A 20,717-nucleotide genomic window follows, 5' to 3' on the forward strand; every position below is an offset into this window, starting at 1 on the left:
CATAATACTTAAAAATAATTAAACAGGATCGTTGTTCCTTTCTGTTCCGAAATAAAAAGCTTATCTTTGCAGTTCTAAACGATATAAGCGTGAAGATTATAGAAGTGGTTGACGCCCTTGAACAATTCGCGCCTCTGCCCTTACAGGAAGGTTTCGATAATGCCGGCCTGCAGGTTGGATTAACAGAGACGGAAGTATCAGGGGCTTTATTGTGTCTTGACGTCGACGAAAAGATAGTAGACGAAGCGGTGTCTTTGGGCTGCAATCTTATTGTGTCTCATCATCCTTTAATCTTTCACAAGCTCGCACAGATCAGCGATACCGACTATGTACAGCGCACGGTAATAAAGGCTTTGCAGAATAACATTACGATCGTATCCATGCACACAAACATGGATAACGCGTTAGGCGGCGTAAATTATAAGATTGCAGAGAAAATGCAGCTGAGCAATGTAGAGTTCCTTGGAGAAACAAAGAGTGCCGGCGGCGTAATCGGAGGCTCGGGGGTGATCGGTAATCTTGCACGGCCATTGGCGGCAGACGACTTTGTTCTGATGCTTAAACGTACTTTCGATGTGGAATGCGTGCAGGCCAATCAACTGCTAAGGCGCGATATCAAGCGCGTTGCCCTATGCGGAGGGGCCGGCTCTTTTATGCTTGCAGATGCCATAAAGGCCGGAGCCGATGCCTTTGTAACGGGCGAGATGCACTATCATGAGTTCTTCGGACACGAGCAAGAGATACAAATTGCCGTCATCGGGCATTATCAGAGCGAACAATTTACGAACGAAATATTCAAATCAATCATCGAGGATAAGTGTAAAGAAGTGAGATGCTATCTCACGAAGACGAACACAAATCCTATAATTTACTTATAAAATATGGCAAAGAAAGATCCTACAGATTTGTCGGTAGAAGAGAAACTAAAGGCACTGTACCAACTGCAGACCACCCTTTCGGGTATCGACGAAAAGCGCGCACTGCGCGGTGAACTTCCGCTCGAAGTACAAGATTTGGAAGACGAAATAGAGGGATTGAATACACGTGTAGAGAATATTCAGACCGATATCAGGGAGTTCGAGGATGCCGTTACCCAGAAGAAAGCGGATATTACCAAGGCACAAATAAGCGTAGACCGTTACAAAAAGCAGCTCGACGAGGTAAAGAATAACCGCGAATACGATACCCTAACAAAAGAAATCGAGTTTCAGGAGCTCGAAATAGAGCTGTGCAACAAGAAAATAAAGGAAGCTCTAATTAAAATAGAGGAACGTAAACACGACTACGAACAGGCACAAGAGCAGATACAGGACCGCCAAGGAGACCTTGAACAGAAGCGGAACGAGCTCGATGAAATTATGCAGGAAACGCGCGAGGAAGAGGATAAATTGAAAGGAAAAGCCAAAGAACTGGAAATAAAGATAGAACCTCGTTTGCTTTCAAGTTTCAAACGTATCCGCAAGAATGCCCGTAACGGACTGGGAATTGTATATGTTCAGCGCGATGCATGCGGCGGCTGTTTCAACAAGATACCGCCTCAACGCCAGTTAGATATCAAAATGCACAAGAAAGTAATCGTATGCGAATACTGCGGACGCATCATGATCGATCCCGAGTTGGCAGGTGTAAAGATGGAAAATACTGCTGTTGAGGAGAAACCCAAGCGCAAACGTGCCATACGCAAGACAAAGAAAGAAGAAGAATAAAGGAAGAGTTTCTTCCTTCGAAAGAAGAACCGTCTTTTATAATAACCATAGAGTGCCCGCTTACACAGGCACTCTATTTTGTTTATACCAGCTGTCTTACGGCCGTATATTATAGGTGTAACCGCCCTATAGGTATAGTAATCTGCATGAATTGCTGGAAGCAAGACCTCTTGCGGGTTATTCTTACGAGATATGAACGAATTGTTCTATAACGCCGAAAAGAACACATTATGCACATCTTACAGCGCCATAACTCACAATCCCCTTACTTTAAATATCTTTTCTTTGGCCTCATTGATTTCTTGGAACTTGCGTTCAGCAGCCTTACGCACATCTTCTCCCAACGCCGATACCCGATCCGGATGGTGCTTGAGTGCCATCTTTCGGTACGCACTTTTCACTTCTGCATCTGAAACATTACTCGAAATACCGAGCACTTTATAGGCTGCTTCGAGGCTACTGCCGCCAGTCTGCAGGTTCAACATAGACTCTACATCTTCGACAGAGAGTCCCAATCCCGCACATACTTCTCGCAATGCTTCGATTTCCTGCATAGCTACATGTCCGTCGGCTTGGGCTATCATTACAAGAAAATTGAGCAACTGCAAGCGCTGCGAATAGTCCATGTTTGCTGCAATCTGCCTGCAAACACTGTGTATGGTTATGCTGTACTGGCGCTCCCCCATCTGTTTCTGCTGTTCGAACAAACGGTGTACAATGCTTTCTCCCTGCACCACAGCCTCTTCTCCGAAGTTCTGTCGGAGGAAATTCCTTAGCATTTCCATCTCAGAATGCATGACTTTCCCGTCTGCCCTGATGATGTAAGCTGCCAAGACAAGCAAACTGAACAGAAAAGAATTACGCTGTCCTTCCTGCATCTGCTGCCGATAGCGGCCGTTCTGCCCAAAACTATCGGCTTTGCTCTGCCCCTGTGTGTCGGCAACATTAACCGAATCTATTCCCTGATCGAAAAGCCAACCGAGCGCAAACCCTGCCAATGCGCCCAACGGACCGCCCGTAATAAAGCCCAAAAAGCCGCCTATCCATTTTCCAGATGCCATATATTTTCTATGCTGATAATCAATGTAAACGCAAATGTACGAACAAAAAGCGAGACTGTTTGAACATAATGTCTTAAAAACAATAAAGGGATGCAACTATTTGTTGCATCCCCTGCAACTCACAGCCAGACAAACTTAATAAGTTGCTTTTAGGAACTTTTCTACCCGTTCGTCATTAAGACCATTGTTTTTCAATATCTGCGGTAGGTTCGCATAGTTCTTGCGGAACGCTTCGATATACTCTCTAAATCGGTTGGGGTAATAAGAAATCGCCCGTCCAGTAGACTCCATGGTGCCCAATTCCTCACCGAAAATGATCTCGGCATCATCGCGTTTGGCTGTAAGACAGTTCTGCTGTATGCGGCGGAACCGCCCGATGGTTCCGTCGGCCACATCGAGCGCATCTTGCGGATAGGTAATATTTATCTTCTTGGCCACGCTGCAATCTGTTTCGGGAACATCGATTATAAGCGTCAGATTATTGCCATCATACTCGAAATCGGCCTTCTGTCCGTTGATCATGATACTTTCAGGTACGGCAGATGCCACGACTTTCACTTTGAAACGGCGTGCAGAGGGCATATCTTTATAAGAACCCTTACGCGCACCTATGCTTACCGTGAGCACATTTCCGTTGCGCTGTGCAGCCAACTCCGTCGTTGCATATTCATTGGCATAATTCTTATCGTTGCCATTATCCTCATACAATGAGAATTGTCCCTTAGTTCCGGGGTACACGGAAACCACTACCGGCTCGTCATTGCCCTGCAAATTCTTCACCTTTCCATACATGGGAATAACAGAACCTGCCTTGATATAAAGCGGATATTCATCGAGATGAAAGCTGCGTTCCACAGTTTGTCCGCCTTTAAGAAGCGTACCTGACGAAACTTCATACCAGTCGTTCCCCGCCGGCAGCCATACTTTTTCTTTAGAAGTTCCGTCTTTCATCGGCGATGTAATGGGATAAACGAGCATCTGATCGCCGAACATATACTCGTTCCTGTTATCGTATGCCTCATTATTTTCGGGGTAATCGTAGTACATGGGACGGCAAATAGCGATGGCATCGTCGTAAGTTTTGCGGGCCATGGTATAGATGTACGGTGCCAAGGCATAACGCTCGTCCACGATATTTCGAATTATATCGACCTTATGATAGTCGAATTCCCACGGTTCTTTATTAAGACCGGAATTCTTGGTGGAATGTGTACGGAGGATAGGACTCAACGCACCGAACTGCATCCAGCGGATATAAAGCTCTGGATCGATTACTGAAACGCCGTAATGTCCGCCTATATCGTGGCTCCAAAAGCCGTACAACACGTTCGAGGCAGTAGAGTTAAAGTAAGGTTGATAGTCAAGTGAGCGCCAACTAATGATAGCATCGCCCGAGAATCCTATCTGGTAACGGTGGTTGCCCAGCCCTCCCCAACGATGATAAAGCATCGGACGGCGGTCGTAGGTACGCTCCATATCGGTGAAAACCACATAATTCAGCCACCATGTATTGCTAAGTTTCGGGAATAGACGGTCGTTGTTCCACTGTTGCCAGTCCAGCCACCAGAAGTCAACCCCATCCTTTTCCATCGGTCGGAGCTGCGTTTCGATCCATCCTTTCATAAAATGTTTATCGGAAGCCTGCCAAGCTATATCCTGTTTTGTGGCCGGATCGACGCCCATCCACTTAGCCATTTCGGGATAATGTTCCTCGAAATTCCTAATTCCATCGGCCGGATGAAGGTTGAAAGTGGATTGCAGATGCTCGTCATCGAGCCATTTCAAGAAGCCTTTCGGGCTGGGAAACAGGCGTCGGTTCCACGTATAACCCGTCCATCCGCCCTTTCCATTCTCGCGATAATGCCAGTCTATATCTACTACCATCACATCCAAAGGCACATTGTAGTTTCTGAAATGGCTCACAAGATCGCGCATCTCATTATCCGAATACGACCAATAGCGCGACCACCAGTAACCGAAAGCATAGCGCGGAGGCAGAGGTACCTTGCCCGAAAAGACGGTAAAATCTTTCAAGGCTTTCTTATAATCGTGCCCATACACCATGAAATACCAGTCTTGAGTATTGCCCTCATTGGCACGATGGGCTACCCAAGGCCATTCGGAACGGTCGAATATATAGCCTTCAGAGTCATCTATGAAAGTCCATCCACTTCTTGAAAGCAGACCGTCTTCTATCGGCATCGGCTCATTGTCGTGCATATTTCCGTCGTAACCGTCGAGGGTACGATAGGTACCTTTTAGGTTTTTCTCATCTTTCATGCCGGGCTTCCACACAAACGGTATCGTTTTCTTTGCCTTAGGAGAGGCAATTTGCAGGTTATCTGCGGTAAACTTGCCCGTACCTTTATTATATGTAAGTACAAACTGTGCCGTACTTATTTCTACTTTCCGCCCTTTATTCTGCACTTTAAACGCAGCTGCAGGATAATTTCTGTTCACGGCTATGAACGAATTATCATTCATAAACTGCCCGTCGGGAGCATATTCCATTCTGACAACTCCATCGGTAATCACGGAAATACGGACATTCTGATCCTGATAGGCCACATTTTTCTGTGCAGATACAGAGGTAAAAATGCAACACGCTGCGGCCAAAGAAAGGCCGAACCTATACACTGAATTGAATTTCATGAGTTTGATATTTAAGTTAATAATTATGTTCTGTCCGAAGAATTGCTATGATCTTCACCTTATTTTATAAAGACCTTTCTTACTTCACCATTAGCATATTCTACAATATTGAGCCCTTTCATAGGTGCATTTATAGCTTGTCCGACGGCATTATAGCATGCCTTTATTTTGCTTTCCCCATCCGATGAAGCCACGTTATCGATACCCGTAGGAGGCAGAACCTTGGGTTCAAAGCTATCCATAAGTACCTTCATCCAATAGCCGCCTATAACACTACGTGCCCGAAAACCTACCATATTGCCGCTCTCTGTATAATGCCAATCGCTGATAGGTACACGCGATTCGGTTTCATCGACATATTTGTAAACCAAATCGGAGAACTTCAGAAACGTCTCCTTATCGGGTGCCATCGATGCCGTCCACATAATCCAATCGCTCTTGGTATATTCCGAACGGTTATCAAGAGGCAGCCCGTACTTGTTCTGAATGGTAAGATAATAATCTATTTCGCGCTGCATGGCGTTATTAGGTATAATATTTATCTTCCATAGTTTGTCCCATATCATATTGTATTTCTGGCTCCATGTTCCATCAAGATCGAGCGTTCGTTTATAATGAGTGCCCGAGGCATCGAGGGCATCGTGCTCCCATTTGGCAGCCATACTTTTTGCTTTTTCCATATAGGTATCATAAGTGGTTTGGTCGCCTTTTATCTTTGCCATCATTGCAAAGCCCGCCACACCCATGATGGCCTTTAATGAAAGGTTGGTATTATGGGTGGAACGTCCGGCAAAATCGTCTGTACAAAGCTGGTCTTCGGGATCCTGACCGTACTCGGCCAAATAATCTGTCCACTTTTTCAAGGTATCCCAAAAGCGTTCTGCGTATGTTGTATTTCCATCGAGCATGGATATTGTTGCAGCCAGTGTTACGAGATTTCCCGATTCTTCTATAGGCATATTACCGCCGAAACTGCCATTTACCTCGGGAAACCTAATGGCATAGTTCTGATTATTGGCCATCGGATAGTCTCCGAGGTCGTGTGCAGCAAAGGTAAATCCCCATCGGTCGGACTCACAATATTTAAATATGCTCGTCATCATGGCCTTCTGTAGCTCGTGGTTGTACTTCAAAAAAAGCGGAGACTCGGGGTATGTCAGGTCTACAGTATTGACAAAACCGCCGGAATTGTTCTCACGCGAGAAGAATAGCAGGTCTCCATCTCTGTCTTGAAAGAGCTTATGTGCGGCAATCACATGGCGGTAAGAGCCCGACAGTAGTTCGGCATATTTCACGTTACCGGCAGCTAAACCATCGTCGTAAATGGTCTTATCCAGTGCACGGCACTTGGTCATAATCTCGTTATAGTTATCGCGCATTTCTTCGAAAGCCTGATAAATCGTCTTGCCGTTGCGTGCCCAATAACCGGTATATTGTCTGTTAAGAAACTCTATATCTTTCACCTCGTTGTAACCGATCATCATAAAAGTAGAAGCATCGGTTACATCTCCGAAGTCGTGAGTATATGCCAAAAGCGGGTATTGCCCCTGTCTTTCTGCCACCACATTCGTCTTCGATGCAGCCGGAAGCCTGCCTTCGGCCGCAAAAGCGCGCTCTGCATCGTTCACAGAATATATTCCTGCCGTGCCGTTAATCTCCGGCAAATAAAGATACCCCCAGTCTATAGGGGTATGATCTCCCGTGCCATGCAGGGTTTGGTTGCGGTTACCGGTTCGATAATACCTAACGCCATTATTGGCTATTCGTCTCGATATCGTGGGATCATTGCGGTCGTTGACGGCAATCTGCGGACTTGCCGAGAAATATACCTGCACTTGGTGTTTGGCTCCATCGGTCGACCTTACCTGATAAGATACATAATTTATCGGTGTAGAAAGTAAGTCGAGATTATCGATCAGCATAGGTGCAGTAAAGACAACATCCAGCTCTACAGGCCCACAAGTAAAGGTATAATAGGTATTTGTTGCCAACACATCGACAGATTTCTGCACGGCATTCCGTATGTCGGGTACAGGTGTTTTCACGTTCTCATAAATTCCGAAGTCCACCAGAGAGCCGCCCATCCGGTTGAAGCAGTGGGCCGCAATCATATTTTCGCCTTCGGCAAGCAGGGCTTTATCGCTCTCTGTAAGGTGATAGACGAAGTTTTCGCCCCAATTATAACCGGTATCTATAATCTTCTTACGTCCATTCAGACCGCACAGATAAAGCTCGAAAATATCGTCATGTGAATATATAAGGTAAAGATCTTTCTTTAATTCCTCGGCTGTAATGCGGAACTTGCGCCGTATCCATATATTGGTATTATCGCCTCTCCATTCGGTTCGGATATACGAAGCCCTATACTCATCTGCATTACCAAAAGCCCCGAGGGCGGTATCCCAAGCACTATCGTCGAATGTCAGTGCTGTCCATCTCGACGAGACGGGCGATGTATTCGTGATTTTTGCCATCCATTGGTCGTCACATGCCATGGGTACGATAGCTCTGTCTAATATATACTCTTTCTCCTTACCCATGAAACGATACGTAATCCCGTCGACTCTCACCAATCCCTCTATGGGCTTTTCGATATCTTTGCCATACCAATAGCTGGTAGAACCCTCATTTAAGGCGTTATATGGTGACCATATCGAGAAATAAGGATCGTTTACGATTAACGGAACGGCCGGTAAACGCAAGCTGACAGACTTATACGGACGGAAAAACTCTGCGGTTTGTGCGTTCATTGTCAGTGCTATACATAAGGAGGCAATAAATGTCAAGTTGAATTTCATGTTGAGTCTGAATATTTAGAATTTATAGATTGCGAACTTGTTAGTAAGTCTTGATAGTTTCAATTCTTTGGTAAAAATAGAACGAACCGAATGCAATGGAACCTTTTCCATATTGCTAAGGTGAAGCCTAACTTCTGCAAAGATAAGTTATTTTCATTTAAAACCGCTCGTTTTCATGAAAAAAAATATGCTTACAGAGCATATCACGCCAATTTATTCGACTGCAATACCGGCGATATTGCATCTTGTTACAAAATTTATCATGACGAACAATACAGCACCTTTTTACCGTATATCGGCATTCACCTACACCCAATCTATCATGTTGCCATACTTATATCTTCAATACATACAACTTCCAAGCCCGATAAGCAGCCGCTCTATCGGCATTATACCATACATATATTCGCGACGTTTTTGAAAAACTTCTGCCCTATCTCCATAAAACGGTTTTCGTTTGCCTGCAGAACAGCACATACAAAGTGCCTCCCCCACTCCGTTACACCCTGTTTCTGCAGATGGCTTTAGTAATAAGAAATTCTATTTCTCGCAAACTTTATGTTAGAAAAAGCGAGAAAAAAAGATGAAAAAAATTTGTATTTAAAAAAAATATAGTATCTTTGCATCAGATAATCTAAATTGACTTACATCAAGAGAACAGACCGTATACTAAACGAAATTATCACTTAATCATCAACAACATCATTCGGATAGGATTCATCAGGTTCTTGCCTTCCCCATGATATCGATAAAAGAATCTCCCTTAAATCAGAAAAGAAGATGAAGAAAATTTTATCTCTCTTGGCGTTAGGAGCTGTATGTACAGGCGTTTCTGCACAGACAGATGTCTTCACGCCAGTACAGAAAAGCGATCTTCGCGCACCGTCAGTGCCTATAATCATGGCCGATCCTTATTTCCAAGTATGGTCGCCATACAACACATTGAACGGTGGTACAACCAAACATTACAACGGCAGCGACAAGAGTCTTGTCGGTTATGTTCGTGTAGACGGTAAATTTTACCGTTTTTTAGGGCAAGGTAAGTCGTGGTTCGACAAGAGTAAAGTCTACGTGCCCGCATCGGAATACGATCCTGAAAACCAATGGAATGCGGACGCAATGATCTATCAGGGCCCGAAATCGGAACCTTCTAACTACGGCGTCATATTGGGCACGCCGCCTAACGATGCCACAGGAAAGGCATGGTACGAGGCGGGATACGCGCTTACCAATGATGATGACAACGATACATGGTGGGAAAACAGGCAGTCGCCATTCAGTTCAGACGCAACTTACAAAGGAAAATCCAGCACTATATGGGCAAATGTCGACGAAACAGCCGACCTCTATCTGCGCCGCAAGTTCACTATAAGTAAAGAAATGTCAGGCAATATGTACTTAGCATGCGGGCATGACGACGGTCCGTGCGAATATTATATCAACGGACAACTGGTTTGGTCTATCCCTGACAATAATCCCGATTGGAACAATGCCGAAGTTGTTCTGCTTACACAAGATCAAAAGAACCTTATTAAAACCGATGGTTCGGAGAACATATTGGCTGTTCACGTGCATCAAGATTGGGGAGGCGCTTTTGCAGACTGCGGTATCTATGGCGAGAAGACCGATGCCGAAATAGCACTCGTTCCCATGGCCGATGCAGGTGCATGGAATGCCAAATACTCACTTGAAAACCTTACGGAAGATCCGGGATTTGCCTCTATCAATTACGATGGCGAGGCAGACATGCAAGACGGTAAGGGCGCATTTGGCGATGAAGGACAGGCTTACCGCCACACAGATTGGTCTGGCGACAATACGGATATTACTATACGCCGACACTTCACGCTAACAAAAGCCCCGGATCCTACGAAAACATACATCGTTAAGTTTCGTCACGACGATGAGTTTACGCTTTGGCTGAACGGAGACGGCAACGAGATTTACGATAACGCCAAAATAAAAGCGGCAAACGGCACGGTGATAATTCGCCGTGGAAATAATTCCGGCGGAACCGATTGTAATAAGGAATGGATGGACGGTATGCCGGCAGACATTCATGCCATAGTTCCTTACACTGGTAACACATGGACAGACGGCACACAATATATTACACGTGTGCTGACAGCCGAGCAAGTTGCGCTGCTTCACCAAGGCGATAACGTGCTGACTGCCTATGCTCATAACAACAGATGGGGCTCCAATGCCGACTTCGGTATCTACGAACTCGATGTTTACAACCATCCCACAGACGTTGCAACACAAAACTCTGTAAACATAACGGCAACGCAATCGTACTTTAACTTTACCGCCGGACCGGTAGACCTCGACGTTGTATTTACATCACCGCAGGTTATTACCGACCAAATAGCATTATCTACGCCTATTAATTACGTATCTTATCGCGCCAAGGCAAACGACGGTAATGCACACAGCGTGCAGGTTTATCTCGAGGCAACCCCGCAGATAGCTGTCGGAAACGATGCAAATAAGAACATTACAAACCTTGTAACGGCAAACGGTCTTACCTTTGTAAAAACGGGAACCACCGCACAGCAAATTCACAGAGCCGACCGCCAAAATTGGGGTTACCTATATATAGCTGCCGATCCGGCAAAGAACCAGACAATCGGTTTCGGCAATTATAAGTTGTCTTCCAACAACATGATGGCAACGGGCAATGTTCCTACCGTTGCAGACGGTACGACCTACCAATCGGAAGGCGGCACAGACGAGATGCCAATGATACTGTTCAAGCAAGACCTCGGTTCGTCTACAGAGGCTTCGGGCTTCACCATGCTCGGCTTCGATGACGAGGGCAAAGCAGTTAAGAACGTTGCAGCCAAGGCTACAACCGATAATGAAGGCAATCCGGTTGCAGAAAAGACCGAAATTCTGCCGGGCTTCTGGTCTACGAAATATAACTCTCTTACAGTAGCAATGGCAGACTATGCAGCCAATTATGATGCAAATATCAACGCTGCACGTACGATGGATAACACCGTTTATACTGATGCTAAGACAGCCGGCGGTACCAAATATGCCGAACTCTGTGCGCTGGCATACCGTCAGGTCGTAGCAGGCAACAAGCTCGTCCTTAACACCGATGGCAAGGCACTGAACTACACAACGGCCATCACCAGTGGAAACGACATTCAAACAATCGACGCAGTATTCCCCGAGGCACCGTTGTTCCTCGCCTACAATCCCGATTTGGCTGTCGCTACACTGAAACCTTACTTCAAATGGATGAACGAAAGAGGATGGACGAGAACAGATGTTCCTAACGATCTCGGTGTAGGCTATCCTATTGTTGACAACTTCCCGAATATAGATGAAGCTACCGGCACTATGATTGGCTATCCAAACCAAACTGAATGCACTGCCAACTTCGTGCTCGAAGCCGGTATGGCAGCAAAGCTCGGGGCTACTGACAAGACTTTCTTCTCTGATAACTACGATCGCTTTAAATCATTTACCGACTATCTCGCAGAAATAGTTACTCCGGCCAAGGAAGACGTGTTCAAACTCGAAGGTACAGCCGACAGTTTCAACAGTCGTATTGTCAACAACTCACATCTGTCGGCTAAAGCCATCCTTGCCGTTGCTGCATTCGGTGAAATTGCCAAAGCTGCAGGGCATGAGGACGAAGCTGCGCCCTACCTACAGAAGGCTAAAGACCTTGCCGCTAACTGGAAAGCAAACTATTTGGCCGATACGGACGATCACTACATTCAGGGATATTTCAATGACGGAAATGCCATCAAATGGGGCCAGAAATACGATTTGGCTTACGATAGAATGTTAGGCAGCGGTCTCTTCACAGATGTTATCAACACGGAAGTTGCTTACTATCTGACTCTTATACCTAACTTTAAATACGGCATGCCGATGGATGCACGTTACGACGGAAGCGTACCCGAATACGGTTATCGTGCAAAACTCGACGAGAATGTAATAGCAGCAACGCTAACCAATAATGATGCTGACTTTGCTAAATTGGTTGATCCGTGCTGGAATTATGTAAACGAAACGCCTAATCACTTCGCTCTACGCGACTATTACAACCCGAAGACCGCCGGAGGTTACGAGTTCCAAGCTCGTCCGGTTGTAGGTATGTTTTGGGCACCGGTAGTTGCCAAGAAGACCACAACGGCTATTGATAACGCCATTGTCGACCGAACAACGGCCGAGGATACCACCGGAAATGTTTACAGCATAGATGGTAGAATTGTTGCAAAGGGCGTAAAGAACCTCAACAACCTAAAGAAGGGTGTCTACATTTTCAAAGGTAAAAAGTTCGTTGTTAAATAAACTGATAGAATAATCCGTTTTATATCAAGAGGATGTATCTGTTGTTAGATGCATCCTCTTTTTTATTTTATACACAAATAAATATACCTTTTATATATTAAAATACTGCCAAAATTACAGCTATATCGAATAAATTACGTAATTTTGTCACCAAATGAACACTTCAGAACTGCAGAAAATAAAACAACGATACAACATCGTAGGCAATTGCGATGGATTGAATCGTGCGCTCGACATCGCTTTACAAGTGGCACCGACTGATCTTTCGGTACTGATTGTCGGAGAAAGTGGCGTCGGTAAAGAGATAATACCGAGAGTTATTCACGATAATTCTCCACGACGGAGGGAGAAATATTTTGCGGTAAACTGCGGTTCTATTCCCGAAGGAACGATCGACAGTGAACTTTTCGGCCACGAGAAAGGCTCGTTTACCGGTGCGATCGGCGAAAGCGAAGGTTATTTCGGTATCGCTAATAAAGGTACGATATTCCTCGACGAGGTGGGAGAATTGCCCCTCGCCACACAGGCACGGCTGCTCCGAGTGCTCGAGACAGGCGAATATATCCGCGTGGGCGGACAGAAAATCATGAAGACTGATGTACGCATTGTTGCCGCTACGAACGTAAATATGCAAAAGGCTATCAGTGAAGGAAGATTTCGCGAAGACCTTTATTATAGGCTGAATACGATTCCGATCATGATTCCTCCGCTCCGTGAACGTGGCGAAGATATTATTTTGTTGTTCCGTTTGTTTGCCATGCAGATAGCAGAGAAATACAGATTACCGAAAATTACACTGACTGATGAAGCCAAAGATATCTTACGGAACTACAAGTGGCCGGGCAATGTAAGACAGTTAAAGAATATTACCGAGCAGATATCTGTGTTGAGCAAAGACCGTTTGATTGATACAGACACATTGAAACTTTTCATTCCGCAAGACAAGGAAAGCATGCAGCTCGCCCCAATATCAGGCGGAGGCGCTCACTCTTACGAAAGCGAGCGAGAGATATTGTATAAGATATTGTATGAGTTGCGTGGGAATGTGAGTGATTTGCGGCGCGACATGAACGGCCTTCGAAAGCAATTGGATGAGGCGCGTAGCCTCAATGGTGCACAAGGTTTCGTAAACGTTAGCGGCAACCGATTAGACTCACCGGCATCCATCGTGCAAGATCATCATGCTATCAACTCCCGTTACCCTACTGCAGAAGAAGTAGAAGCTGAGGAAATAAACGATATGGAAAGCCTCAACCTAAGTGATCTCGGACGTCAGATGGTTGAGAAAGCGCTCGAAAGGAATGGCGGTAACAGAAAGAAAGCAGCACAGGAACTCGGTATTTCAGATCGTACACTGTACCGTAGGATCAAGCAATATGGATTAGAGAAAAATTGATCGTATGGGAATGAAACTATCTATAAAAAAATGTTTTACCGGCAATAGTCTGTATACATTTTGCGCTGTAATCGCCGTGATTGCGCTCTCGGCATGCTCCGTATCCTACAAATTCAATGGCGCCAGTATCGATTACAGTAAAACGAAAACCATTCAGATAGCAGATTTTCCTATCCGAAGCAGTTATGTGTGGGGACCGATGGGGCCGATCTTCAATAATCAACTGAAAGATGTATTTGCAAACCATACCAGACTGATACAAGTCAAACGCAATGGTGATCTGAAGATCGAGGGAGAAATTACCCAATATACACAAAGAAATAAAGCCATATCAAGCGAAGGCTATTCTGCACAAACAGAATTATCGATGACTGTCAACGTAAGATTTACCAACAATACCAACCATAAGGAGGATTTCGAACAACAATTCACAGCCACAAAGTCATACGAAACCACTCTAAGTCTGAATGCGGTACAAGAAGAACTTGTAACCCAAATGGTAAAAGAACTCACCGATCAGATTTTTAACGCAACGGTTGCCAATTGGTAATATCCTTAAACAGAAAAGATATGGATATCACGAAATTGATTTTACATCCCGATTTGATGGATCACGAAACGCTATACGATTTGCGTAGCCTGCTCGCATTGTATCCGTATTATCAGACGGCTCGATTGCTGCTATTGCAAAACCTTTATATTCTTCATGACACCAGTTTCGACGAAGAGTTGCGCCGTGCAGCGATATACCTTACCGACCGTAAAGTAATTTTCAATTTAGTAGAAGCCGCTCACTATAGAATAAAAAAGGAGAAGAAAGAAGATGAGAAAAAAGATATTCATGGCAACCGTACAATTTCTCTGATTGATGATTTCTTGGATAGTATACCGACTGAAAACAGCAATAAAGCCGGAAATCGGAAACCTACCCCAGCCGATGCGGCACTCGATTATGTATCATACTTGCTTGAAACAGAGAGCGAAGAAGAAAGAAAAGCCATAGAATTGGCACCACAACTAAAGGGGCAAAGCCTCATAGACGACTTCATATTCAAAGAAGGAGGAAAGATAACCCTGAAAGATAATCCGGAAACCGAGCCCACGGCAGAAGAATTGCCCGATAAAATTAAGGATAACGACGAAGAATATTTTACCGAAACTTTAGCTAAAATATACATTAAACAAGGTAGATATTCTAAAGCACTGGAAATAATTCAGCAATTAAATTTGAATTATCCAAAAAAAAATGCTTACTTTGCAGACCAAATGAGATTTTTAGAAAAATTGATTTTAAATAATAAAAACAAATAAATAACAAAATGATTTACACTCTTTTCGTAATTCTTATCGTTCTTGCATCGCTCTTAATGATAGGTATAGTACTCATACAAGAGTCTAAAGGAGGTGGTCTCTCGTCCAACTTTTCTTCATCGAATGCTATTATGGGAGTGCGCAAGACTACAGACGTAGTAGAAAAAGCAACATGGGGACTTGCCATTGCGATGGTGGTACTCAGCATAGCCTGTGCTCATGTAGTACCTAATGCCGCTACAGATAGCAGCGTACTTGAGCAATCTGCCACCGAGACACAGACAACAAACCCGAATACTACACCGGGATTTGGTGCTTCCCAACAGAAAGCAGCTCCTGCAGCAGGCACGCAGAATACAACACCGCCCACAAACAATGGTACACAGAATACCGCACCTAAAACACCAGAAGCACCTGCAAAATAAAAGGAAAATAACAAAAACATCGGGATTTATTTGGAGGTAACAAATAAATCCCGTACCTTTGCACCCGCTTTCGAGCATGAAAACAATTACATGGTGGGTGTAGTTCAGTTGGTTAGAGCGTCAGATTGTGGTTCTGAATGTCGTGGGTTCGAGCCCCACCACCCACCCGAAAGTGCTAAAACAGTGTCAGACAATAAACGAGATATGTTGTTTATTGTCTGACACGCTTTTTGAATGACGTTTTGTGGAGAAATCTCAGAAGCGCTTAATGGATTATCTTTTATCTTTTGTAAATCATTTTTCGAGAAAAATGGTTTAATACATTCAAAACGTAATACAGTTTCTTTCGCTGCATCTCTATAATTAAATATTGTTATTATCATATTATTTTTTCTCTTTTTCCTTTGTATTTCTGTACTGAAGTTCTATCTTTGCCATTGTAGACAACAGATTGCATATCTTCCTCTTCTTTTTAGAGCAAGGCTGTTTTAATCCGTACAGAGGAGACTTCAAGACGTTGTTCGGGGTTTTCTCTTTTTTATTTCCGTCATTCGGTTTTTGGAACAGCGAGGCCTCTTTTAATTATTTATTAACAATTTAAATTATTTTACTTATGGGTTCATTCAGAGCAACACTTGAGTTAGGTGGCAAGGAATACGACGTTCTTTATTCAAATTACGAGTTCAGCCGCAGTACAGACAGCAAGGGCAAGCCTTCTTCGAGCATTTCTGGCGGTCGTGTGAGCGTAACAGTAGAGTCAACCGACGACACGACAGCCATCGAGGCGATGCTTAACAGCCAGTTCAAGCCCGTTGACGGCAAGATCGTCTACAAGAAGACCGACGAGGATGCCAAGATGAAGGAGATCGACTTCAAGAACGCTTATATCGTTCATTACAAGGAAACTCTTGATGCGACAAACGAGACTCCGATGACTATCTCGATGACTTTCTCTGCTGAGACCATCACTGTTGGCAATGCCGAGCTTGACAACCGTTGGCCTAAGGTTTAGTTGTCTGTGAGTTGACAGCCAACGGGCTCTCCTGCCTTCGGATAGCCGGTGCGGTAGAGCCCGTTTTGTTTTATTGAGTATGTAAACTTGATTATATATATATCTTCCATGTCATTACCAAACAATAATCTCCGTGTAAGTATCGACGGTCACTACCTGCACAGCTTCAAGTCTCTGAAGCTTGTCCAGAAGATAAACTCCCATCACCGTTTCGATCTGTGTATCGACCTCGAGGTTGGCGGGAACCGCCATGCACCCAACCTGAAAGACGGTGCCGGCTGGCTTGGCAAGTCCTTCGGTGTCCATCTCGGTCTTTCTGGCGATGTATTTTTCCTTGGCGTGGTTACCAATGTGAGCCTTCACCGCAATAACGACGACTACGGTTATATTCTGGTTTCTGGTTATTCTACGACCTATCTGCTGGAGAGTGGTGTGAACTTCCATTCATGGAATGAGCGTACTCTTGGTTATATCGTTACTGAGTTGACCGAAGCCGCAAAGGTCCGTGCCGTAATTCATCCCGAACACACTAAGCCCGTTGATTACGAATGCCAGTATAACGAGTCGGACTTCACTTTCCTTCTCCGCCTTCCCCGCCAGTACAACGAGTGGCTCTATTACGACGGTACTTCCCTTGTCTTCGGCAGGCCCGCCCGTCCCGAATCTGTGCCCCTTGAGTTCGGTACGAGTCTCACATCCTTGGATATCGGCGTTCAGACGTTAGCGCGTCCTTCCAAAGTGTTCTCCTATCTCTCTATGAATGACATTACCGGCAAGCGACTTTCTTGGTTGTAAAATTGATTTTAGATGCCGGCAAGCGACTTTCTTGGTTGTAAAATTGATTTTGGATGCCGGCAAGCGACTTTCTTGGTTGTAAAATTGATTTTAGATGCCGGCAAGCGACTTTCTTGGACGTAAAATTGATTTTAGATGCCGGCAAGCGACTTTCTTGGACGTAAAATTGATTTTGGATGCCGGCAAGTGACTTTCTTGGACGTAAAATTGATTTTAGATGCCGGCAAGCGACTTTCTATTATAAGGGGTTAAAAAGCCTCCCCGCCAATGAAGGCGGCGGAGGCTTTATAATAGGATTCGGTTAAAAATAAGTCAGCGTAGACTCTCGTGAACAGAGGTCGACCGTAGAATGATTATTGAAACTCTATGGTTTCAGACGGATTGCTTTCGGCATTGTCTTTCTTGTTTACCGCTGTTACGAAGTAGGTTCCTTTTTGTGGCAGTTCCAGTTTTGTCTCACGGGTGATGGCAATTAATGTGGCAGTTTTGCCGCCTCCGTTACTGAGATATACGGCGTAGTAAACATTGTCTGAGGTGGTCCACTGCAATTCATTGCCATTTAAGCGCAGTCCAGCAGGAGCCACGGGTTGTACAGCCGGTTGTTTGCCCAGATAGGGTAATAGAGCGGGTTCCTTGTAGACTTGAGCAATGACCGACATGATATCCGTTTTGTTCTCGAGCATGCTCAGAGCACTGTAGAGCACGCTGCCCTGTACTTTGCGCATGGTGGCGGAAAAAGCAAATTGCTTAGCGAGGTCTTCCGATGTTTGGTAGGCTTCGCCCTGCGAGGAGTCGCCGAACTTATAGAGTCCGTAACCCACCATTAAAGCGTTGTTATAGGTATACTGCGACCACCAATGTAATCGCTGGTTGAAACTCGTGGTGCTCATGCCCGACGCGAAATAGAGCTGTGGGATGATTGCCTCTGTCCAGCTTTCGCGCGACCATTTCAGTACATCAGCATAAAGTCGGTTATAATTGTTGTCGTTGTTAGCCGCCGGACTGATGGAAAACACCACTTCGGGGCGTACCGACTGTATGGCGTCGTGTATGCCTTTTACCGCGAGATCTACATTATGACGACGGAAATCGGCGATCGAGAGTTTGTAGTTTCCTTCTTCGTCTTTCTCGCAATACTTTTTGTACTCAGCACTGTCGTTGAGGTTCTCTCCGCTCTCTAAGGCCGGATAGAAATAGTCGTCGAGGTGTATTCCGTCGACATCATATTTTGTGATAAGGTCTTTCACGATATCGATGATGCGGGTGCGGACCTCGGGTAACGCAGGATTGTAGACGCGGATTTTATTATAGTCGCGTGTAAGGACTGCAGGTATTTTGTTGTCGAGGTCGGGAAATGCCGCCGATGCGCTCGCCCTCGTAGCAACACGGTAAGGGTTGAGCCACGCATGAAAGCTGATACCGCGCTTGTGAGCCTCGTCTATCATGAACCGCAGTACGTCGTAGCTGGGTTGCTGCCCTGCAACACCGGTGATGTATTTGCTCCAAGGCTCGTATTGCGAGTCATAGAAAGCATCGGCCATTCCGCGTACTTGCACGAATACAGCATTGATATTGTTGCGTGCAAAGAGGTCCATATATTCGATGTATTTCGCTTTCTGCGATTCGGCATTATAGTCTCCGCGGGGCCAGTCGAGTCCCCAAACGGTTGCCATCCATACTCCGCGCAGCTCTTTCTTGGGCAACAGCGGATGTGTTTCGATGGCCGGTTCGTCATTATCGTTGCTGTTATGGCAGGCTACAACGAGCGTAGCAAACAGCATCATGACGATTTTCTTCCATGTTTTCATATTTGTCTTGTTGTTTTAAAGGTTAATCTTCTTCTTTTGCAATGGGAAATTCGCAAATCACAAATCCGGAATTGGCACGTGAAGCGAAGACGTAAAGTTTCACATCGTTGCCGTCGGCATCGCGTTCAACGTAGTAGTTGGTCTGTGCCATCGGTGCGCCGTTGCCCGCTCCGCCGAGAATGAACGAGTAAATAGGATTGTAATTACCCGCCTCGTCGAATTTGGCAAGCGCCTCCTCTACCGTATTGCCCTTGGATATATCGTAGATGTAAAGGGCGGGTGTCGCCTTGCTGGCACTTCCCAGTCCGGCAGTGCACACAATGAGATAGCGCGATTTGTTGAAAGTGAAGATGCGTGGCGAGATACCTTCTGCAGCCGTATGATCTTTGCCCATCGTATATTTCACACTCGCAGACTCATCTGTCAGCATCACAGGAGTGCGCACACCACTGAAAACATATTGTGATGTTTCCTCTATGCGATAGATACCCATGCAGGCAGTTGCACCCGAAACCGAGGGCAGGGCTATGGGATCGCTGACGGTCTTATGGGCAGTTACGGTGAGCCGCAGTATTTCTGCCGAGGCATTATCGCCGAAGAAGATATAGCCGTTTCCGTTCTTGTCGATATTCAGCGACATATTATCGCCATGTCTTGCCCCTGCTCCATCTATGGTTGCTATATTGATATTGGCAATGGTTTCGGGTTGCGATTCGGGTGTTTCCCAATAATAAATCTTCAGTGGCGATGCCTTACTGCCCGACAGGGATGCCATGTAGACATGTCCGTTGGCAAGTGCTCCCATGTTATAAGGGAACGTTCCGCCGCTCACACCGGTGAGATCGAGCGATATGGGGAGACTCTTTCCTTCTTTCAGATCGGACACTTTCAACAGGTGAGGCTTCGTTGCACTGCGCGTTACCACCAACACGTAGTTGCCGTCGAAGTCGGCACAGCGGGTACTGAGTGCTGTATAATCGGGATAGAGATTATCGCCTGAGAAGTTATAAACAGTAACATTTTTGAAGTCTGCGCCATAAACGGGTATTCTTTTCCTCACTTTGATGAAGTAGTCTTTGTAGCGATTATGATTGGTTACTCTCAGCAAGAGTGTCTTGTAAGTATCCTCTTCATCCATTGAGAAGTTGTACTCCGTCTGTTGCAAAGAAGCTCCTTCAGAAACCTTAGCCTCTATCTTGAGTGCCGAGAAGTTGGTCGCAATATCCAGACGTGGAAAATCTATCATTTTGTTTTCCTCGTCTATTTTCCCTTCCACCGTTTCATTGCCGGCGGCTCCGGCGTTCACGATTTTAATCGAAAGCAGGTCTGTGGCGTATGGTTCGTCTTGGCTTTCGGGATAATTGTCGCCGCAGGATGCTGCACAACATCCCAGCACGGCGACAACCATAGCAATATATTTGAATTTATACATAATAGCT

General features: G+C 45.3%; 14 protein-coding genes and 1 tRNA gene. 10 read left to right on the forward strand and 5 right to left on the reverse strand.

The annotated features are described in order from the left end of the window. Positions 1 to 89 precede the first annotated feature (89 nt). On the forward strand, positions 90 to 878 hold the full coding sequence (locus BN3912_RS03150) for a Nif3-like dinuclear metal center hexameric protein (RefSeq protein WP_023984441.1): 789 nt from the start codon (positions 90 to 92) through the stop codon (positions 876 to 878). A 3-nt stretch (positions 879 to 881) separates the two neighbouring features. Continuing rightward, complete coding sequence (locus BN3912_RS03155) at positions 882 to 1,706, forward strand: zinc ribbon domain-containing protein (RefSeq protein WP_023984440.1); 825 nt, start codon at positions 882 to 884, stop codon at positions 1,704 to 1,706. A gap of 254 nt (positions 1,707 to 1,960) precedes the next feature. Here BN3912_RS03155 and BN3912_RS03160 read toward each other — a convergent pair whose 3' ends face one another. The 3 genes from BN3912_RS03160 to BN3912_RS03170 all read right to left on the reverse strand — a co-directional run bounded on the left by BN3912_RS03160 (position 1,961) and on the right by BN3912_RS03170 (position 8,217). Next, positions 1,961 to 2,767 (reverse strand): TerB family tellurite resistance protein, encoded by an 807-nt coding sequence (locus BN3912_RS03160; protein WP_023984439.1) that lies wholly within the window; start codon positions 2,765 to 2,767, stop codon positions 1,961 to 1,963. Between the two features lie 135 nt (positions 2,768 to 2,902). Then, the gene (locus tag BN3912_RS03165; RefSeq protein WP_023984438.1) at positions 2,903 to 5,419 is read right to left on the reverse strand and encodes a glycoside hydrolase family 31 protein; all 2,517 of its coding nucleotides are present in this window, start codon (positions 5,417 to 5,419) and stop codon (positions 2,903 to 2,905) included. A 59-nt stretch (positions 5,420 to 5,478) separates the two neighbouring features. After that, positions 5,479 to 8,217, reverse strand: a complete 2,739-nt coding sequence (locus tag BN3912_RS03170; protein WP_023984437.1) for a glutaminase family protein — start codon at positions 8,215 to 8,217, stop codon at positions 5,479 to 5,481. Between the two features lie 780 nt (positions 8,218 to 8,997). On the opposite strand from BN3912_RS03170, the gene BN3912_RS03180 reads away from it, so the two are divergent. The 8 genes from BN3912_RS03180 to BN3912_RS03215 all read left to right on the forward strand — a co-directional run bounded on the left by BN3912_RS03180 (position 8,998) and on the right by BN3912_RS03215 (position 17,470). Then, positions 8,998 to 12,531: a glutaminase domain-containing protein gene (locus BN3912_RS03180; protein ID WP_004368130.1), complete on the forward strand. Its 3,534-nt coding sequence runs from the start codon at positions 8,998 to 9,000 to the stop codon at positions 12,529 to 12,531. A gap of 154 nt (positions 12,532 to 12,685) precedes the next feature. Beyond that, positions 12,686 to 13,927, forward strand: coding sequence for a sigma-54 interaction domain-containing protein (locus BN3912_RS03185; RefSeq protein ID WP_004368129.1), 1,242 nt, complete (start codon positions 12,686 to 12,688; stop codon positions 13,925 to 13,927). A gap of 10 nt (positions 13,928 to 13,937) precedes the next feature. Then, positions 13,938 to 14,477 carry an LptE family protein gene (locus BN3912_RS03190; protein WP_050786857.1) on the forward strand — a complete coding sequence of 180 codons (540 nt, stop codon included), beginning with the start codon at positions 13,938 to 13,940 and terminating at the stop codon, positions 14,475 to 14,477. A gap of 20 nt (positions 14,478 to 14,497) precedes the next feature. Next, entirely contained in the window at positions 14,498 to 15,238 is a 741-nt protein-coding gene (locus BN3912_RS03195; protein WP_004368127.1) for a hypothetical protein, read from the forward strand. Positions 15,239 to 15,249: 11 nt separating this feature from the next. Beyond that, positions 15,250 to 15,663 carry a preprotein translocase subunit SecG gene (secG, locus tag BN3912_RS03200; RefSeq protein WP_064972259.1) on the forward strand — a complete coding sequence of 138 codons (414 nt, stop codon included), beginning with the start codon at positions 15,250 to 15,252 and terminating at the stop codon, positions 15,661 to 15,663. Positions 15,664 to 15,756: 93 nt separating this feature from the next. Continuing rightward, a tRNA-His gene (locus tag BN3912_RS03205) sits at positions 15,757 to 15,830 on the forward strand. Positions 15,831 to 16,276: 446 nt separating this feature from the next. After that, positions 16,277 to 16,675: a type VI secretion system tube protein TssD gene (gene tssD / locus BN3912_RS03210; protein WP_023984433.1), complete on the forward strand. Its 399-nt coding sequence runs from the start codon at positions 16,277 to 16,279 to the stop codon at positions 16,673 to 16,675. Positions 16,676 to 16,783: 108 nt separating this feature from the next. After that, the gene (locus BN3912_RS03215) at positions 16,784 to 17,470 is read left to right on the forward strand and encodes a contractile injection system protein, VgrG/Pvc8 family (protein WP_064972258.1); all 687 of its coding nucleotides are present in this window, start codon (positions 16,784 to 16,786) and stop codon (positions 17,468 to 17,470) included. A 353-nt stretch (positions 17,471 to 17,823) separates the two neighbouring features. On the opposite strand, the gene BN3912_RS03220 is transcribed toward BN3912_RS03215, so the two are convergent. Together BN3912_RS03220 and BN3912_RS03225 are read right to left on the reverse strand one after the other, a co-directional pair. Beyond that, positions 17,824 to 19,278, reverse strand: a complete 1,455-nt coding sequence (locus tag BN3912_RS03220) for a glycoside hydrolase family 10-like protein (RefSeq protein ID WP_023984431.1) — start codon at positions 19,276 to 19,278, stop codon at positions 17,824 to 17,826. A 22-nt stretch (positions 19,279 to 19,300) separates the two neighbouring features. Further along, positions 19,301 to 20,710 carry a DUF4623 domain-containing protein gene (locus BN3912_RS03225; protein WP_023984430.1) on the reverse strand — a complete coding sequence of 470 codons (1,410 nt, stop codon included), beginning with the start codon at positions 20,708 to 20,710 and terminating at the stop codon, positions 19,301 to 19,303. Between the last annotated feature and the right edge of the window lie 7 nt (positions 20,711 to 20,717).

Origin of the sequence: Prevotella phocaeensis (assembly GCF_900065875.1) — a bacterium.
Classification (GTDB): domain Bacteria; phylum Bacteroidota; class Bacteroidia; order Bacteroidales; family Bacteroidaceae; genus Prevotella; species Prevotella phocaeensis.

Excerpts from the sequence above, each read along its gene's own strand:
- BN3912_RS03155 (WP_023984440.1), top strand. The coding sequence starts at position 882 with ATGGCAAAGAAAGATCCTACAGATTTGTCGGTAGAAGAGAAACTAAAG.
- BN3912_RS03190 (WP_050786857.1), top strand. The coding sequence starts at position 13,938 with ATGAAACTATCTATAAAAAAATGTTTTACCGGCAATAGTCTGTATACA.
- BN3912_RS03195 (WP_004368127.1), top strand. The coding sequence starts at position 14,498 with ATGGATATCACGAAATTGATTTTACATCCCGATTTGATGGATCACGAA.
- BN3912_RS03185 (WP_004368129.1), top strand. The coding sequence starts at position 12,686 with ATGAACACTTCAGAACTGCAGAAAATAAAACAACGATACAACATCGTA.
- BN3912_RS03180 (WP_004368130.1), top strand. The coding sequence starts at position 8,998 with ATGAAGAAAATTTTATCTCTCTTGGCGTTAGGAGCTGTATGTACAGGC.
- BN3912_RS03170 (WP_023984437.1), bottom strand. The coding sequence starts at position 8,217 with ATGAAATTCAACTTGACATTTATTGCCTCCTTATGTATAGCACTGACA.
- tssD (WP_023984433.1), top strand. The coding sequence starts at position 16,277 with ATGGGTTCATTCAGAGCAACACTTGAGTTAGGTGGCAAGGAATACGAC.
- BN3912_RS03215 (WP_064972258.1), top strand. The coding sequence starts at position 16,784 with ATGTCATTACCAAACAATAATCTCCGTGTAAGTATCGACGGTCACTAC.
- BN3912_RS03225 (WP_023984430.1), bottom strand. The coding sequence starts at position 20,710 with ATGTATAAATTCAAATATATTGCTATGGTTGTCGCCGTGCTGGGATGT.
- BN3912_RS03160 (WP_023984439.1), bottom strand. The coding sequence starts at position 2,767 with ATGGCATCTGGAAAATGGATAGGCGGCTTTTTGGGCTTTATTACGGGC.
- BN3912_RS03165 (WP_023984438.1), bottom strand. The coding sequence starts at position 5,419 with ATGAAATTCAATTCAGTGTATAGGTTCGGCCTTTCTTTGGCCGCAGCG.
- BN3912_RS03220 (WP_023984431.1), bottom strand. The coding sequence starts at position 19,278 with ATGAAAACATGGAAGAAAATCGTCATGATGCTGTTTGCTACGCTCGTT.